Source organism: Paraburkholderia sp. GV068 (genome assembly GCF_003058125.1).
Classification (GTDB): domain Bacteria; phylum Pseudomonadota; class Gammaproteobacteria; order Burkholderiales; family Burkholderiaceae; genus Paraburkholderia; species Paraburkholderia graminis.
Window position 1 is genome coordinate 308,069 of record NZ_QBUB01000007.1, and the last position, 17,093, is coordinate 325,161.

A 17,093-nucleotide genomic window follows, 5' to 3' on the forward strand; every position below is an offset into this window, starting at 1 on the left:
AGGCAGGCGTAGAATCGTTGCGGCGGCAACTTCCGGTTGCCGCCTCACTCGACGTCTCTTAGATGAAACTCCATCAGCTCAGCACCTTGGCGGCAATCGCGGATACCGGAAGTATCCGGGCGGCCGCGCGTTCACTCGGACTGTCGCCGGCCGCGGTGACCAAGGCGATGCGCGAACTGGAAGCGGATCTGCACGCGCCGCTCGTCGTGCGCAGCGCGAGCGGCGTCGCCTTCACCGAGTTCGGCCGCGCGCTCGTCGTACACGCGCGCGTCGTGCTCGGGCAATTGCAGCGGGCGGAGGCGGAAATCGAAGCGATGCGCGGCGCGGCGGCCGGCAAGCTGTCGATCGGCGTCACGCCGTGGGTCGCGTTGACGTTCCTGCCGCCCGCCGTGCAGCGCTTCCGCCAACGCATGCCTGAAGTGCAACTTGAGTTCTTCGAAGGCTTGCTCGCGGTCGTGCAACCACGGCTGCGCGACGGCAGCCTCGATTTCTCGATCGGCCGTCCGCCGCCCGCGTCGCCGGTATCGGAATTTCACAACACGCCGCTGTTCTCGACGCATTCGGCGGTGGTCGCGCGGCGCGATCATCCGAAAGCCGGTTGCCGCAGCCTGCTCGAACTCGAGGACGCCGAATGGGTGCTGAACTGGGACCCGGCGAGCCGCGAGTCGATCTCCGATAACCTGTTCCGCAAGCGCGGCATGCGCGTGCCGCACACGATCCATCTCGCGCATTCGCTCGCGGTCGTGCTGGGGCTGCTCGCGCATACCGACATGCTGAGCATCTTTCCGTGGCCGCTCGTCGAAGTGACGCTCGCGAAAGAAAATCTGTGGGCGCTGCCGCTGCGCGAAACGGTCGATGAAACGATGGTCAGCATCACCGCGCGCCGCGGTGCGCCGGAAAGTCCGGCGGCGACCTGTTTCCTGGGCTGCCTGCGTGAAGTCATCGACGAGGGCGCGCGCTCGCAAGATCCCGAGCAGCGCCGTCTCTTTCACTCGATCGAGTTGCTGCTGTAACGCGGCCTGCGCAACTAATCGAGAAACTCGGCGGCGCGCTTGCGCAACACTGCGCTGAAATCGTCGAGCCAGCCAATCGACAGACGCCAGCTCTGCCAATAAAGATCGACGTCGATATGCTTGCCGGGCGCCATCTCCACAAGTTCGCCGCTCGCGAGATGCGCGGCGATCATGCGCTCGGGACACATGCCCCAGCCGAGCCCGGTCACGCAGGCACGCAAAAATCCCGCGACGTGCGGAATCCAGTGCAACGGCGGGTCCACTTCCGCCCGCGTGATACGGCGCATGAAGCGCTTTTGCAACTGGTCCTTCGGATTGAAATCGACGCACGGCGCGCGGCGCAGACTGTCGCGCGTGACGCCGTCCGCGAAATGACGCGCGAAAAGCGCGGGCGAGCAGACCGCGAGATAACGCATGCGCCCAAGACGCGTGGAACGGCAGCCTTGCACCGGCTCGGCTTGCGTGGTCACCGCGCCCTGCACGCTGCCGTCGCGGATGCGCTGCGCGGTGTGATCCTGATCGTCGATCACGAGGTCGAGCAGCATTTGACGCTCGGCGCAAAACGGCGCGACGGCATCGATGAACCAGGTGCCGACGCTGTCGTCGTTGACCGCGACGCGCAGTGTCGGCCATGCTTCGACGAGACCGCCCGGCAACGCGGGCACGCGGCCGGTCAGTTCGGCTTCGAGCAATTGCACGCGCTCGGTATGACGGCACAGCAACGCGCCGGAGGTCGTCGCGACACACGGCTGGCCGCGCTTGACGAGCACGCTGCCCACGCGCTCCTCGAGCAGCTTGACGCGCTGCGAGACCGCCGAGGGCGTGACGTTCAACGCGCTCGCCGCGCGGTCGAACGAACCGTGCCGCACCACGGCGGCGAGCGCATCGAGCAGCGCATAGTCGAGCATTAGCATTCCTTAATCGGCGTTAGTTAAATTAGCTTCTCTTATCGGATCGGAATCCGCAGACTAGCCACATTCGCTTCTCCCGTCTACTGGATCGACTATGAACTGGCTGTCTTTTTCTCATGGCGCGGCGTTATGCGCGTCGCTGATCGTGACCATCGGCGCACAGAACGCCTTCGTGCTGCGGCAAGGCATCATGCGCTCGCATGTCGGCAAGATCGTCGCGCTGTGCGCGCTGTCGGACTGCATTCTGATTAGCGCGGGCGTCGGTGGCGCGTCGGTGCTCGTCGAGCGCTATCCAGTCTTCGTGCACGTCATGCTGTATGTCGGGCTCGCCTATCTCGTGTGGTTCGGCATTAACGCGCTGCGCCGCGCGGTGCGGCCCGGGCATGCGGTCATGGACGCCGGCACCGGCGACGGCGCGCCGCCCGCGCAACGCGCACTGCCGATCGTGCTGATGACGCTCGCCTTTACGTGGCTCAATCCGCACGTGTATCTCGACACGTTCCTGCTGATCGGCACCGCGGGCGCGCGCGAACCGGACGGCGCACGCGTGGCGTTCGCGGTCGGCGCGATGGCGGTGAGCTGCGTGTGGTTCATCGGACTGGGCTGGGGCGCGCGTGCGCTCGCGCCGCTGTTTCGCCGCGCCACTGCGTGGCGCGTGCTGGACGGCGCGATCGGCAGCATGATTTTGTTGCTGGCGGTTACGCAGTTCCGTTGAATCAGGTGCGTTGAATCAGTTGCGTGAAGCCATCGCGTCGAAGCGGTCACAGCCTGGCGCAACGCGCACCAGCGCCGTTAACTCCGCGGACGCTCGACAGCCAGCAACTCTTGCACAAGCTGAGCGGACACATAATGCGGACCGTCGAACAGATAGACCCGATGGCCGCGATACGCAAACAGTTGCGGCGCGAGTTCCGCCGCGCTCGCCGGGCGGAACTCGCCGCCCGTGCCCGGACGAAACGCCTCGGCGATGATCCTCACGCGGCGCTCGCCTAGCCGCGTCGCCAGCGCGTCCGCATAAGCGCGCGCGGCGGCCGGGCCGCGCGTATAGACGCCGCAACCGTCCTGGAAAAACACGCCGACGTCGTGCGGCAGCCAGCCGTCGAGCCACGCGGCAAGCGCTTCGCCGCCGCGGTTCGAATTGTCGTAGACGCTGATCCACAAAGGCCGGGGCAACCGGTCGAGCAAAGGCCCGAGCGCCCTCGCGCCTTCCCACGTCGGATCGACTTCGACCGGAAAGTAATAGCCCGCGACGCGAACCGGCGGCCGCGCCGCGAGCAGCCTGCGCGATTGCTCGATCAACTGCGCCGCTTGCGCGCGCGCGGACGTCTCGTCAAAGCGGCCCGCAAGACCGACGATCACATTGCGCGCCCAGGGCTCGTCGGCGATGCGCGTCCAGTCGGGCAAACGGCGGGCGGCTTTCAGGCCGTCCGACGCATCCACGCCTGACAGATAAGCGGTGCCGTCCACCGCCGTCCACTGCACGAGCAACTCGCTTACGCCAAGACGCTGCCAGTCTCCACGCGGATCGAGATGGTCCGAGTCCGGCTGCCACACCACCCCTTGCGCGAGGCTGTCCGCACCGCCGGGACGGTTCGTTGCACAGCCGCCGAACACCGCCGTCAACGCACCCGCGGCGAGCAGCGTGCGACGGCGCGGCGAGCGCGGACCCGCGGCCCGCGCACTGCCCTCGCGTGAATCGGATGCGTGTTTGTCGTCAGCCTTCGACATGCAACTCCATGACACTGGAACGGAACTGTGCTGGTTCAATACGCGAACACAGCCCCAAAGAACACGCCGCGAGCGCGATCGTCGCCGGAAATTTTCAGCCGGTACTGCACCGATAGATCGACATACGAGCGCGGCGCGTCGTACTGACTGTCGCGGAACCAGTAGCGCGTCGAGATGCCGACCCCGGCGCCGAGCGGAATGCTGTGATCGACGCTCGAATCGTAGTCGGCCCCCACCACCAGATACGGGAACACGGTCCACTTCGGACTATAGCGGTCCATCCGGAACGTGCGGCCCACTTGCACGTTGGTGGTTGCATACACGGAGCCGGCGTTCAGATACGCGCCCGTTTCCGCGTAAATGCGCGTGGTCCACCACGCAGGCACGTCCACGCGACGCTCGGTGCCGAAGCCGCCCGAATATGCGAGCCGCGCGAGCCAGTCCGGATTCACGCGCGAGCCGATCGGAATGATGCGCTCGAACGCGACGATCGCGTCGATCTGCGTGAACGGTTTGGCGCGCGCGCCGACCGTCGCCTGCAACGTATCGACGCCGCTCGCGCCGCCGTTCTTCACGCCGAAGCTTTCATAGCCGCGCGCATAGACTTCGAACATCCGCTCGCCGAGACTGCCGAACGGCCGCCAGTACGCTTCGACACCGCCTTGCCAGTTGTTCGACGTACCCGGCGTCGGCGACGATGCATAGCCGGGCTGCATGCCCGCGCCGCGATAATTGAGCGACGCGTTAAAGCCCCAGTTGCGCGTGACGTCCGCGTGTGCGCTGCGTATGTCGTTCAGTTGCGCGGGCGTCGAAGTGGACGTCAGCGTGGGCGTCGGCGTCGCGACGCTTTCCGTGTCCGGCGACGGCGCCGCACTCGCGTCGACGGCCCGCTCGAAGTACCGCGCGGCCTCGCGATTTTGATGCGCGTGCATCGCCGCGTAGCCGGCATCCGCGGCCGCGCCTGGCGGCAATGCGCCGGCCTTGTCGGCCATCGTAAAGCGCTCGTACGCAACGCGCCCATTGCCCGCGCGTTGCGCGACGTAGGCAGCCGTCATGTCGGGCAGCGCGTCGAGCATGCCCGCGTTCACCATGTAACGGGCTTGGTCGTTTGCCTCGCGCGCATCGCCCTTGTCGCCCGTGGCGGCCAGCGCGTTGATCAATCGCACGCGATGCTGCGGATCGTCCGGCGCGGCTTGCACTGCGTCGCGGGCATCGCGCAGCGCGGCGGCTTTATCGTTCGCCGCCGATGCTTTCTGCGCTGCGCGCGCCGCGGCAAAGCCCGGATCGGCAGCATAGACATAGCAACTGGAGCCGTACTCATCGAGCAGACATTCGATGATCGGCCGCCGCAGCGGATCGAGCGAACTCGCGACCGGATGGCTCAACGAAGCTCGCGCCCGCGCGCGACGCAGCGCGATCGCGGCATCGGTATCGTCGCTTTTCGTCAGCAACGGCGCGAGCAGATCGAGCGCGCGTTGCGGCTCGGCGGCGGCGATCCATACATCGGCGATGATCGTGCGCGCCACGCGCCGGTCTCGCTCGCTTGCGTGGTTGGCCTTCAACGCAAGGGCGAAGTCTGTGTCGGCATCCGACGCGCGGCCTTGCGCGGCGAGTGCGTAGCCGCGCAACGTGAGCGGCATGAGCGACGCGGCATCGGCCGGAAAATCGGCAATTGCAGCGCTTGCGGCGGCCTCGACAGCCGGCAGATCGTTCGCGGCAAAGAGCGCGTCGATCAACTGCATCCGGTAGCCGAGGCGATCCGGCGCATACGACACCGCGTCGCGTGCGAGCAACGCGGCGCGTGCGTCATCGTGCTGCCGGCGCGCTTCATACGAGGCGGCCGCGGACTTCGGCGCGAGCCTGCTGCCGATAAAGCCACGACGCAAGCGCAACTCGTCGTTATCGCCGAAACGCTTCATCGCATCGAGGTCGGCGGCCCACGCATTCGCATCGTCGCCGGCCGCGCTGGACGCGTCGATCAGCAGCAAGTGCAGACGCAGCAGATCGGGACGCAGCGCGAGCGCGTCGTTGGCATACCTGACCGTGGCCGCGAAGTCCTTCGACGCATACGCCTTGTACGCATGCTGAGCGGCGTTCAGCGCCGCGCCGCTCAACGCATTCGGATCGCCCGCCTGCTGACGGCTGCCGTGTGCGACCGCGCGGGTCGACACACTCAAAGCGTCGATCTGCTTGCGCCGCGAGGTCAATGCGGGGTCGGCGCCGAGTTGCGCGATCGCGTCGCCGAGCGAGCGGCTCGCTTCGCCATAACGACGCTGCGCGGCGAGCGAATTGGCCAACAGCACGCGCAGCGAAACGAGATCGGGCCGCTGGCGAATGGCCTCGCGAGTTCGCGCGACGGCGCCCGCATAATCGCCGCGAGCGTAAGCGGCATAGGCTTCCTGCGCGACACGATAGGCGGCGCCGCTTAGCGGCAGCGCGTTCGGTGCGTTCTGCGCGCTTTGCGCGTTCGGTGCCGAAGCGGCTCCGCCCTGCGCATACGCATTCGACGCCGCGCCTGATGCACCGACAAGCACCACCGCAGCAATCGCGTGCAACACGAATGGCGTGGCGCATGCGCTGAGCCGACGCTCGCGCACATCGCGCGTTGCCGCAAAAAGTCCCCGAAAACGCAGCGAAACAGCAGCCGCGTCCACGCACAGCGCGTCTGCGCGCCGCATAAAAATCGAGTCGATCATTGTGTTGCCGCCAACGCGGCCTGCAGGCGGCGCTGTTCCTGGATGACGTTATCGAGTGCGGCAAGCGAGATCACCTCGCGCGCCACCATATAGTCGCCGATACGGCCGTGGCGGTCCGGACGATAGTGCTGCATCGCGGCTTCGAAAGCCTCGCGGCGCACGTGTCCATGTTCGATCAGCAGATCGCCGATCAGCGGCACGCTGCGCGCGGGCGGCGCGCCCGCGCCCGCGTCCACGTCTGCCAAAGCGGCCACATCGACGCCGCGCAGCAGGCGCAAACCCGCCGCAACCTCGCCCTCGCGAACGATTTCCTGAACCATCGGCCCATCGATCAGCGCGCCCAACTCGGCGAGCACATCGTCGGCGAGCGGACTCGCGCTCAGCAGCTTCGTGCGTCCCTGTGCCGCGTCGATCTGCGGCAGCACGCGATGCCGCACGATCGTCTCGAGCGGCAGACACGCGGCATCGTCGTGAAGCTGGACGGGGTTCAGTCGACCGCGCGGCAGATCCGTCTGAAACGCGATCGCCTCGGCAAGCGTCTCCTCGTCGAGCCAGCCCTTCGCCATCAGCACGCGGCCAAGCGGCGCCTCGCGCGCATGACTCTCGCCGAGCGCCTGCTCGAGCCGGTCGGGATCGATCGCCTGCCACGACAGCAGCAGCTCGCCAAGACGTTGACGGCGATTGTTAAAACCATCCGCCGACGGAAAATCGTGCATGGTCTTGTCCCATGCGAGCCGCTTGCCCGTCACGAGATGCACGATGAACATCTTCCACGCCCGCGCAACGGCCATGAAATTGATGAAGTTGCCGACCACCATGCGCGGCACCGCCAGCACGCCGTGCTCCCAGCCATACAGACGCGTGACGAAGTAGATGCGCTGCACGACGCGCAACACGAGCGCCACCGCGTTGGCCCACAGCAACGCGCGCAGCCACGGCGAGTCGGCGAACGGCGAGGCGATCAGGCCGGGCATCAGGCCGAGCAGATCGGCGCCCGCGAACAGCAGGAACTGGATCACGAGCCCATACGCGATCATGCCGACGAACGCGGTGACGATTCCCTTGCGGTCGCGAAACAGCAGATAGCGATTCGCGAGCGACCCGCTCCAGCCCGTCTGCTTCCACCCTTGCAAGCCGATGCCGAGCGTCCAGCGCGCGCGTTGCCGATAAGCGGTGCGAAACGTATCGGGGAAAAACTCGCGCACACATAAAGGCATCGTTACAGTGATGTCGCGTTCGCGGCCAAAGCCGAACCATGCCTTGCGGCGTGCCGCGAACTGCACGGGAAAGCGCGCGAAGATGGATTGCATGCCCATCTTCGCGAGACGCGCGCCGACGTCGTAGTCTTCGGTGAGACTCTCGGTGTTGAAGGGCTGGTTGTCGGTCTCGGCAATCAGCGACAGCAGCGCGCGCCGCGAAAAGCAGGTGCCCACGCCGGCCGACGGCACCGAGCCCACCAGGCTCTCGCGCACCACAAGGTCTTTGGCGTGCCACTCGGCGAATTCATCCATATAAGTGCCGGCCACGAGCTCGAACCAGTTGCGTTCGAGCGATGCGACCGGCAACTGGATCATGTCCTTGCGCGGCAACAGGTAATTGAAAAAGCGCAGCTCGACCGGATGCAGCACGTCTTCGCTATCGTGCAACACGACGCCCGCGAATTCGATGTCCGCTTCCTGCTCGTAAGCGAAGATCGCCTGAATCACCCAGTTCAGGCAATCGGCCTTGCACGTCGGCCCGTCATGCGGCACTTCCACGCGGCGCAACTGCTTGTAGCGGCGGCGCATGCGCTCGACTTCGGCGATGGTCTGCGGATCGTTCTGATACGTGCCCACGAACACGACATAGTTGCGGTAGTCCATCACGCGCACGAGATCTTCGATCATCGCCGCGACCACGTCGTACTCGTGCCACGCGGGCACCATGATCGCGAGCGGCTGCTCTTCGCGCTGGTAGAGTTGCGCGGCGGTCAGCGGCTTATAGGTGCGCTCCACCGTCACGCGGCGGTAGATCATGCGGCTCCAGTACCAGAGATCGATGAAGAGATCGTCGATGCTCGAGAGCACGATCAGGAACGCCACCAGCGCCGCGAAGTATTCCAGGCCGTGGTAGTAGTGAGCGACCGCGTAGCCCGCATACCATTTGATTAGCGCGATGCTCACGGCTTGTTCCGCGAGTTGTCGCGGCTTCTGCGGCGCGCGCCGTTGGCGATCAGCACGAGCAAGATCAGCAATCCGATCAGCGCGGCGGGCAAGCCCCAGCGCACCCAGCCTCGCATGAACCACGGACCTTCGATGTCGCTCGCGTCGACCACCTGCCCCGGATGACGCGCATCGAACTGGCGCAGCGTGCCGCTGCCGTCGACGATCGCCACGTCGCCGCGCGACAGTTGCAGCGAAGCCGGCAGCACGGCCGGCGCGTCGCCGACGCTCCGGTAGGACACGCCCTGCACGCTGCCCGAACTCACCACCTCGATCACGCCGACGCGGTTCAGACCCGACAGATCCGCGAGCATCTTGCCCGACGAATCGGTGAACGACAGGCGGTCTTTGGCCAGACGCGCGAGGCTCTTTTCATCGGCGAGCGCGACATCCGCAGCGAGAAACGCGCCTTGCGGCTTGACCGCCTCGCCGTCGCGGGCCACGCTGAAAGTTGCACGCGTCGGCGCAATGCCGTTCGCGTTGGCAAGACGCGCGACGCGCGGCAGTGCGCCGGTGGCGTCGCCGAGATAAGCGGCCGGCACGATCACTTCGGCCTGCGATGCAAAGCGCGCCACCATGCCGGTGAAGTCGTCGCTGAGCGTGGCGTCGGCGAGGCGCAAGTGGCTGCTCGCGAGAACCGCGATCGGATGGCCCGGATCGCGTGCACGGCAACCGCCCTCCGGCGGGCGCTGAAATTCGACCCGCAACTGGTTGCGCGGCGCGAGCGCGAAACGCGGCACGTGCGCGGTGATGCGCTGCGGCTTGCCGTTGGCGTTGAGCAGTTGCGAGCCGATCAGCACGTCATTGAAATAGACCGAAGCGGTCTGCGCGGAATTGTCGACGGTCGGCGCCGCGCTCACGTCGAGCACGACGGCGTCCGGCAGCTTGCCGTCACGCGAGGCCGCGCCGAGATCGAAGCTCGCGTCCCAGCTTGCGCGCCCCTGCACGTCGAGCGTGCGGGGCTCGCCGCCGAGCAGCGACAGCGCAATCTGCTCGCCGCGCGCATCCGGCGCGTTGTCGATCTGATGAACCACGAGGCGGCTCGCCACGTCGATGGAACGCCACGTATGCGCGAGCACCGCGACGCCGTCGTTGTCGCCCACCACGATCGCCGCCTGGCCGCCCACGTGCGCGACGCGCACTTCGCCGGCGGCAAGCGGCTTCGCGACCGGATCGATGGCGCGTGCGCGCCACGCGTCGAATGCATCGGCCGCGGCCGGCGATGCGCCCGCCACCTGTTCGCGCAACGCGTCGAGTGAAGTCTTCAAGCTCGCACGCAGCGTGTCGTCGGCGACGATCACATCGGGCGCGAACGCAGCGCCAGGCGCGACGGCGATCAACGCGCCGGCTTCGGCAGCATTCGCGAGCTTATGCGAGCCGCCCGCGGCGAGCGCGGCGAAAGCGGGAATCGCGCGCAACGGCGCAGGCACGTCGATGCCAGTCAGATCCACCGTATCGCCGGCAGCGGGCCACGCGCGCGTGAGGGGCGCGCGGCCTTCGCGCTGCAGCAGCGCCTCGACGCGCCAGCCCGCGTCGAACGCGGGGGCGGCGACGCTGCGCGCGCCGAGCATCACGACCGGCTTGTGCGGCAACGCGCTCCATGCGCCGCGCAGATCGACGATTGCGTCGGGATCGTAGCGATAGGTCAGGCGCGAGGTCGGCGCGACGCGCCATACATTGCCGATCGCGGTTTGATCCGTGCAGACGTTGTCGTTGATCACCGACGACCAGTCGAGACCGACGCGCACGAAGCCGCTCGGCCGCGCGGCGCCGTCCACGCCGAGCGTCGCCGAGCCGTCGCCCTGTTCCTGCGTGGGACTGCGCGACAGCACGGGCGAGCCGTCGAGCGAAACCAGCATCGTGACGCGGCCGCCGTTGCCGTGCAGATAGCCGCCGTCGATCTGCAGGCTTGCGTCCGTGAGCGGCACGCCGGCCGGCACCGGCAGATACAGTTCCTGGCGGGCGTCCGGCGCGCGCAGCACGAGCGGATCGCGCATGCCGAGTTCGGCCAGCGATATGCTGCGGCTCGCGAGACGGCCGTGGCCGAGTTGCGCGAAGCTGCCGGCGATCTCGGCGGGCTGCTGTGCATGAGCACTGCACGCGAACAGCAGCAGCCCGGCGAACGCGCTCAGCCGGAGGCTTGGGACGCGGGTTTGGCGGCCATCGCGGGCCTGGATTCGCAGCTTGGTAGTGAGCATCATGTTGTCTTGACTCGGATCGGCCAGCGGCCGGCAAAGCCGGGATTGCCCGGCGTGGGTTGAATCAGCAAGGAGTGACGAGTGAGGCCGCGATCTGCCGAGGGCTGCGCGATTTGCCGGAGTTCGATGGCGCCGCGGAGCATGCCCCGTTGCGCCAGTCGTGCTATCTGCAATATCGGCATCGCGGCGTGTTCGCTGGACCGCGCCCTGAAGCCGCGCCGTGCGTAGGCGTGCCCCGCTCCGGTAAAAACCGCTGCCTGCTCGCGCGCGGCTTTGGCTCTATTTCGCGAACTCTGTCTCGGCGATGCGAGGCGCCGCATTCGCCGATGAGTTAACCAACGAACTCGCCGGTGAAATGGCCAACGCTTCGGGCGCGAATTCGTCGAACGGACGTCCGGTCAGCGCGGCCACGATGCGCCGCGACGCCTGTCCGTCGCCATACGGATTCATGCGATGTGCGAAACGTTCGCGCTCGGACGGATCGTCGACCAGCGCGCTGACGGCCCGCACGATCGCCGCGCGCTCGGTGCCGACGAGGCGCACGGTGCCGGCCGCGACCGCTTCCGGACGCTCGGTTACGTCGCGCATCACGAGCACCGGCTTGCCGAGCGCCGGCGCTTCTTCCTGCACGCCGCCCGAATCGGTGAGGATCAGCGACGCCCGCTGCATCAGGCGCACGAAGCCGAGGTAGTCGAGCGGATCGATCAGATGAACGTTGCGCCGCGCGCCGAGCGATTCCTGCACGGGGCCGCGCACATTCGGATTCAGGTGAACGGGATAAACGATCTGCACGCTGCCGCCGTCGGCCAGATCGCCGAGCGCCGCGCAGATGTTCGCGAAGCCCGCGCCGAAACTCTCGCGCCGGTGGCCCGTCACGAGCAGCATGGGCCGCGCGCCGTCGATCGACGGCAGGCGCGCGTCGAGCGAAGCGCGCAACGCCGGATCGCTGTCGATGCGCGCCGCGGTCAGATTCAGCGCGTCGATGACAGTGTTGCCGGTGACGACGACGCGCCCCTGCAGCGTTTCCTCCGCGAGCCGTTGCTTCGAACTCGGGGTCGGCGCGAACATCAGATCGCTCATCACGTCGACGATGCGGCGGTTCATTTCCTCCGGCCACGGCTGCGTCAGATCGCGCGTGCGCAGACCGGCTTCGACGTGACCGATGGGAATGCGGCGGTGAAACGCGGCGAGCGCGGCAGCGGATGCGGTGGTCGTATCGCCGTGCACGAGCACGCGATCGGGCTGCACGGTGGCGAGGACCTCGTCGAGCGACGCAATCAGACGCGACGCGAGGCCGTTCAAGGTCTGGTTGGCCGTCATGACCGCGAGATTGTGATCCGGCTCGATTGCAAAGAGCTCGAGCACCTGGTCGAGCATCTGCTGATGCTGGCCGGTCACGCACACCACGGAGTCGATTCCGGCATCGGCCTCCATCTGTTTGACAAGCGGCGCCATTTTTATGGCTTCCGGCCGCGTGCCGAAAATCGACAAAACTCTAATTGACATAGCCACCCCGGCCTTTATTTGATTTTATGCGTCACCCCGCGCCCGCCGCGAAATCGGGAAAATGCAACCTGCCGCAGCGTGCGTTTCTTTTTTTTGATTCGTTTATCCAGGAGCCGATTTTCCGCGCAGGCTCCTGCGGATTTTGCCGGCCTCCGTTTTCGCCCCAAACTTTTTTAATGATGGCGGCGAAGCACTAGCGGAATCTGTCTAGCGACGCATTCTGGCTTGGCACTCAAGCGCTTGGCAAGGAGGTTCGCGGGATTTTTTTCAGTTGTTTGCAAACGAACGGCTCATTAAATCCGTAAAAGCATTGCATGTTTAGACTTTTAGCCGTCAAATGTTAAAGCTTAATTAACGTTTTCAGATTTGCGCAGCGCCCTTTTATCCGGCAAAGCATATTTTTCGCGATGAAATGGTTTAATCCAGCGACGTTATTCATGCGCGCAAACGTTGCCGTCAAAGCAAAAGCGCATAGGTGAGTTTTTTCGGTCGGCGACGCATTACAAATTAGTCAGCGTCTCTTTACCTTGCAATTGGATTTCATGCGGCCCGGGCAGCCGGAGCGCGCGTTGTTGCACGGAAGCGACAACTCGAGGCCGCTTGCGCGAGCTTTACCCGTGGGCACACGTATTGCTCGACTTCGCTCGCCGGCAGATCGCTCGCGGCAGGTGCGCCATACCGTCTGCGAGCCGCCGTTTTACGTCAATCCAGCATTTCTATCGGTGGGAGGCCTCATGCTTCGATACGCTGCAATCTTCTTCGTCATCGCAATCATCGCCGCGGTATTCGGCTTTGGCGGCATCGCCGCCGGCGCGACGGAGATCGCCAAGGTGCTGTTCTTCATCTTCGTGGTGATTTTCCTCGTCACCTTGCTGATGGGCGTGATGCGGCGCTGATCACCGCATCGCTATGTAAGCGGAGGAATACCCGGCCCGGCGCGCGTACCGGCAACCTGTTGCAATAGCTGCCACGGTCTATTGCAATAGTTGCCGCCCGGCCGGGTCTCCCGCATCGCAGCACATCTGTTTTTTGCTCGTCGCGGTGCTGTCCGTCAAAGACAACGTCAAACGCTCGTCATTCCGCCGATTGCACATGCGGTTCGCTTTCGCGCGTGAATGTCCGCGAGCCAAGATGCAGTTCCTCGCATAGAAAGCGCTGCAATGTCTGCACCGCCGCCGCATGCGCGCCCCCGACGTCGCGCATGAACAGGCCGAAATCCGCAACGGGCGCATCGGGCAAGCCATCGGCGTGTCCGATTATCCTCATGGACTCCGAACGAATATTGCCTTCGAGCAATACCGATACACCCAACCCCGCTTCGACCGCCGACTGCACTGCCGGCAAGCTCGTGCTCGTGCAGACGATCCGGCAGCCGATGCCCGCCCGGCGCAGCGCCGTCAAAACGTTCTGTTGCCACAGACAGGTTTCGCCGAACGCGACCAGCGGCAACGGGGCGCTGGCCTCGCGCAGATAGCCGCGCGCGCCGACCCAGAACAGCGGCTGCGTCCACGTGAAGAGCGGCGTGCCGGTCACGAGCGCGGGATCGGCGACGACGACGTCGAGGCCGCCATCCGCGAGACGCTTTGACAACGCGGCGCTGCTGTCCACGACGATTTCCAGCGCGACGCGCGGATAGGCAATCGAGAAGCGCCGCAACGCACGCGGCAAACGCCCCACGGCGATGTCCTCGAGCATGCCGAGCCGCACCGTGCCCGACACCTGCCCCGCGCTCAGCGCGCGCCGCGCATCGGCGCTCGCGCCGAGAATCGCGTGCGCATAAGGCAGCAGCAGATGACCGGCTTCGGTAAGCTGCACGCCGCGCGGCGAGCGGTCGAGCAGGCGCTGGCCGAGATCCTCTTCGAGACGGCGCAACTGCATGCTGACGGCAGCCTGCGTGCGCGCGAGGCGGCTTGCCGCCGCGCCCACCGCGCCGGTCTCGGCCACGGTCACGAAGGTGCGAAGCAGACTGCTGTCGAGGTCACGGGTCATCACGATTCCTGAAGCCTGCATAAGAAATATCAACTTATCTTAGTAGCGTGCGAGCCGATAAGATAGGTGGACCTTTCCCATCGACGCGAAGAGGACCCATGCAGGACACGACGATCAAGTGCGCAGCCGACCCGACGCCCAACATGACGAAGCCCACGCGTGCCGCAGCCGGCGCCGCGTTGCTGTGCGTGCTGTCCATGTCGAGCGTGCAATTCGGCGCCGCACTGTCCGAACCGACGATGGCCGTCTACGGTTCGCTTAGCACGACATGGCTGCGTCTCGCCTGGGCCGCGCTCGTGCTCGCGGTGCTGGTGCGCCCGCGCTTTCGCAGCTACTCGCGCGCGCACTGGTTTGCCGCGGGCGCGCTCGGCGCCGCGATGGCCGGCATGACGTTGTGCTTTTTCGCGGCGCTTCAGCGCATTCCGCTTGGACTTGCGGTGGCGATAGATTTCCTCGGCCCGCTGGCGGTCGCGACGTTCGCGGTGCGCCGCGCTCGCGCGCTGCTGTGGCCGGCGCTCGCCATCGCGGGCGTCGTGCTGCTCTCGCGCGATGGCGCCGGCTGGGTCGGCGAACCGCTCGGCGTCCTGCTTGCATGCGCCGCGGCCTGCGGCTGGGGCAGCTACATCGTGTTGATGAAAAAGACCGGCAAGCTGTTTGCCGGACTAGAGGGCTTGTCCGTTTCGCTGATCGCGGCGGCGCTCGTCGCCACGCCCTTCGGCCTCGCCGAAAGCGGCATGCACGTCGCAGTTGGCCAACTCGTGGCGACGGCGGGCCTCGCGATACTCGTTCCGCTCTTGCCGTATGCGCTGGAAATGGTGGCGCTGCGTCATATGCCGGCGGGATCGTTCGGGATCCTGATGAGTGTCGAGCCGGCGATCGGCGCGGTGGCCGGCTTCATCGTATTGCATCAGCCGATGGGCGTTTTGCAGATTACCGGGATGGTGCTCGTGGTCGCCGCGAGCGTCGGGGCGGTGACGGCTGGGCGTTAGATGTAGATGAACTTAGGGCTGCGGTTGCGGGGTGGCAACCCCCGCTGCCCCTACACCATGTTCTCCGCTTCATACAAACGCCGCCCGCCGGCATCCTTCGCGCCGACGATCGGCTCGAAGCCGATCGGCCATTCAATGCCGATATCCGGATCGCTCCACAAGATGCAGCGCTCGAGTTCGGGAAACCAGTATTCGGTCGCCTTCCACAGACACTCGGCAACCTCGGAAAGCACGACGAAGCCGTGCGCAAAACCAGGCGGCACCCACACCTGCCGATGATTTTCCGCGCTCAGATAAGCGCCGCACCATTTGCCGAAGTTGGGCGACTTGAGCCGCACGTCGACGACCACGTCGAAGATCTCGCCGACCACGACCTGCATCAGCCGGCCTTGCGGACGCTGCACCTGATAGTGCAATCCGCGCAGCACGCCGTGCACCGCACGCAGATGCCGGTCCTGCACGAACTCGAAGCCGCGCGCGACGTCGTCCATGAACTCGTCCGCGCTGAAGCTCTCGTAACAGAAACCGGATTCGTCGCCAAACACCTCGGGTTCGATAAGTTTCACTTCCGGTAGTGCCGTTGCCAACACCTGGTTGCCCATTGCCACTGTGCCCGTAAGAAGCTGCTCGACAAACACCCGGATGCCGCCGCGCTCGCGCGTGGCGGTTGTAAAACGCGCGTGCCTCAAAGGCGCGCTGATTGGATTGTCAGAGCTCGGACGCGGCGAGCCGGCTGCGGGCGCGATATTCGGTGGGCGACAACGCCATGCGCTTGCGGAAGATCTTGGCGAGGCGGTCGCCGTTGCCGGTGCCGCTGCGACGCGCGATCTTGTCGACCGGCAGTTCGGTTTCGGTCAGGAAGTTGCATGCAATGCGCAGCCGCACCTGTAGCAGATAGTCGGACGGTGTGACGTGCATTTCATGCTTGAAGCGGCGCAGGAAATTGCGCTCGCTCATGGCGGCGACCTGCGCGGCGTCGGCGACCGAGACCGGGCGGTCGCAGTTCGCTTCCATCCAGCGCGCCGCCGCGCGAATCTTCTCGGCGACGCTCAGCGTTCCGCCCTCGGACGGCAGCGGCACCCAGGTCGCGGCCATGCCGGGCATCACGCGTTCGGCGACGCTGCGCGCGAGTTCGGCGCCCAGATCGCGCTTGATGAACATCAGCGCGCTGCGCGCGCAGTCGTTTCGATCGTTCGCCGCGCTCAGGATGGCGTCCGCGGCGCCGTGGCCATAGCGGTTGATCTGCAGCGCTTCCGGGTCGCCGGGGTTCGCCGCCTCGAGCACGAGCCGCCCTTCCCCGATGGTTTCGATCGCCCGCGTGCGCGCCTGCACCGTGCGCAGCCAGCCAAGCAGCCGCTGGTCGCGGGCCGCCTGATGCGCGCCGTGTCCGCCGGCGATGAAGAGAACGTCGAAGCCGGTTCCAAAACGCGTGTCGATACGGTCGGTCCAGATGCGCGCCGCCGACGAACTCGGCACGCTGCCGCCGTCGAGCGACAGGAACTGCACTTCATATGGCGGCTCTTCGCCGGGCCGCGTGCCGGCCAGTTCGTTGGCGGTCTGGAACATTTCGACGACCGTGCCGGGGCCCAGCAGCCAGAACCCGTCGAACAGCAGCACGCCGATGCGGCGCGCGGCAGTGCGAACGTTGACGGTCGGCGTGTGTAACCAGGTAACCCTCGCGGAATCGACGTGAATGTGGGACATGGTCTTCCTCAAAATGTCTACATGGTTGGACGAGACGCGCGTTGCTCCGACGATATCAGTGAATTGATAATCGCAATTCGACATCGGCAAACGCCGCTTCAGAGATTATCAGCGATGTTAGCCGAATGAACCGCATTAGTAAATTTGAAAACTATCGA

13 protein-coding genes are annotated in these 17,093 nt (G+C 65.9%); 4 read left to right on the top strand and 9 right to left on the bottom strand.

The features are described from left to right. The first annotated feature begins 62 nt into the window (after positions 1-62). Positions 63-1,013, top strand: coding sequence for a LysR family transcriptional regulator (locus C8K18_RS17165; protein ID WP_006051141.1), 951 nt, complete (start codon positions 63-65; stop codon positions 1,011-1,013). 14 nt (positions 1,014-1,027) lie between these two features. Here C8K18_RS17165 and C8K18_RS17170 read toward each other — a convergent pair whose 3' ends face one another. Then, entirely contained in the window at positions 1,028-1,921 is an 894-nt protein-coding gene (locus C8K18_RS17170; RefSeq protein WP_107708462.1) for a LysR family transcriptional regulator ArgP, read from the bottom strand. 97 nt (positions 1,922-2,018) lie between these two features. Here C8K18_RS17170 and C8K18_RS17175 point away from each other — a divergent pair, with 97 nt between their 5' ends. Next, positions 2,019-2,639, top strand: coding sequence for a LysE/ArgO family amino acid transporter (locus C8K18_RS17175; protein ID WP_107708464.1), 621 nt, complete (start codon positions 2,019-2,021; stop codon positions 2,637-2,639). Positions 2,640-2,716: 77 nt separating this feature from the next. Here the strand turns inward: C8K18_RS17175 and C8K18_RS17180 are convergent, their stop codons facing one another. The 5 genes from C8K18_RS17180 to wecB form a co-directional block, all read right to left on the bottom strand. After that, positions 2,717-3,652 (bottom strand): hypothetical protein, encoded by a 936-nt coding sequence (locus tag C8K18_RS17180; protein ID WP_107708466.1) that lies wholly within the window; start codon positions 3,650-3,652, stop codon positions 2,717-2,719. A gap of 35 nt (positions 3,653-3,687) precedes the next feature. Beyond that, complete coding sequence (locus tag C8K18_RS17185; RefSeq protein ID WP_107708468.1) at positions 3,688-6,348, bottom strand: bacteriophage N4 adsorption protein A; 2,661 nt, start codon at positions 6,346-6,348, stop codon at positions 3,688-3,690. Further along, positions 6,345-8,510 carry a glycosyl transferase family protein gene (locus tag C8K18_RS17190; protein WP_107708470.1) on the bottom strand — a complete coding sequence of 722 codons (2,166 nt, stop codon included), beginning with the start codon at positions 8,508-8,510 and terminating at the stop codon, positions 6,345-6,347. The genes C8K18_RS17185 and C8K18_RS17190 overlap by 4 nt, the downstream gene beginning before the upstream one ends. After that, complete coding sequence (locus tag C8K18_RS17195) at positions 8,507-10,750, bottom strand: cellulose biosynthesis cyclic di-GMP-binding regulatory protein BcsB (protein ID WP_107708472.1); 2,244 nt, start codon at positions 10,748-10,750, stop codon at positions 8,507-8,509. Before C8K18_RS17195 ends, C8K18_RS17190 begins: the two co-directional genes overlap by 4 nt. A gap of 276 nt (positions 10,751-11,026) precedes the next feature. After that, the gene (wecB, locus tag C8K18_RS17200; protein ID WP_107708474.1) at positions 11,027-12,253 is read right to left on the bottom strand and encodes a non-hydrolyzing UDP-N-acetylglucosamine 2-epimerase; all 1,227 of its coding nucleotides are present in this window, start codon (positions 12,251-12,253) and stop codon (positions 11,027-11,029) included. A 734-nt stretch (positions 12,254-12,987) separates the two neighbouring features. On the opposite strand from wecB, the gene C8K18_RS17205 reads away from it, so the two are divergent. Beyond that, positions 12,988-13,149, top strand: coding sequence for a DUF1328 domain-containing protein (locus C8K18_RS17205; protein ID WP_006051149.1), 162 nt, complete (start codon positions 12,988-12,990; stop codon positions 13,147-13,149). A gap of 178 nt (positions 13,150-13,327) precedes the next feature. Here the strand turns inward: C8K18_RS17205 and C8K18_RS17210 are convergent, their stop codons facing one another. Beyond that, the gene (locus C8K18_RS17210; protein WP_107708476.1) at positions 13,328-14,242 is read right to left on the bottom strand and encodes a LysR substrate-binding domain-containing protein; all 915 of its coding nucleotides are present in this window, start codon (positions 14,240-14,242) and stop codon (positions 13,328-13,330) included. A 98-nt stretch (positions 14,243-14,340) separates the two neighbouring features. Here C8K18_RS17210 and C8K18_RS17215 point away from each other — a divergent pair, with 98 nt between their 5' ends. Then, positions 14,341-15,231, top strand: coding sequence for a DMT family transporter (locus tag C8K18_RS17215; protein WP_053857858.1), 891 nt, complete (start codon positions 14,341-14,343; stop codon positions 15,229-15,231). A 50-nt stretch (positions 15,232-15,281) separates the two neighbouring features. On the opposite strand, the gene rfbC is transcribed toward C8K18_RS17215, so the two are convergent. Together rfbC and C8K18_RS17225 are read right to left on the bottom strand one after the other, a co-directional pair. Beyond that, a complete protein-coding gene (gene rfbC, locus C8K18_RS17220) occupies positions 15,282-15,833 on the bottom strand; it encodes a dTDP-4-dehydrorhamnose 3,5-epimerase (RefSeq protein WP_006051152.1) in 552 nt (183 codons plus the stop codon). Between the two features lie 106 nt (positions 15,834-15,939). After that, a complete protein-coding gene (locus tag C8K18_RS17225; protein WP_006051153.1) occupies positions 15,940-16,935 on the bottom strand; it encodes a GlxA family transcriptional regulator in 996 nt (331 codons plus the stop codon). Between the last annotated feature and the right edge of the window lie 158 nt (positions 16,936-17,093).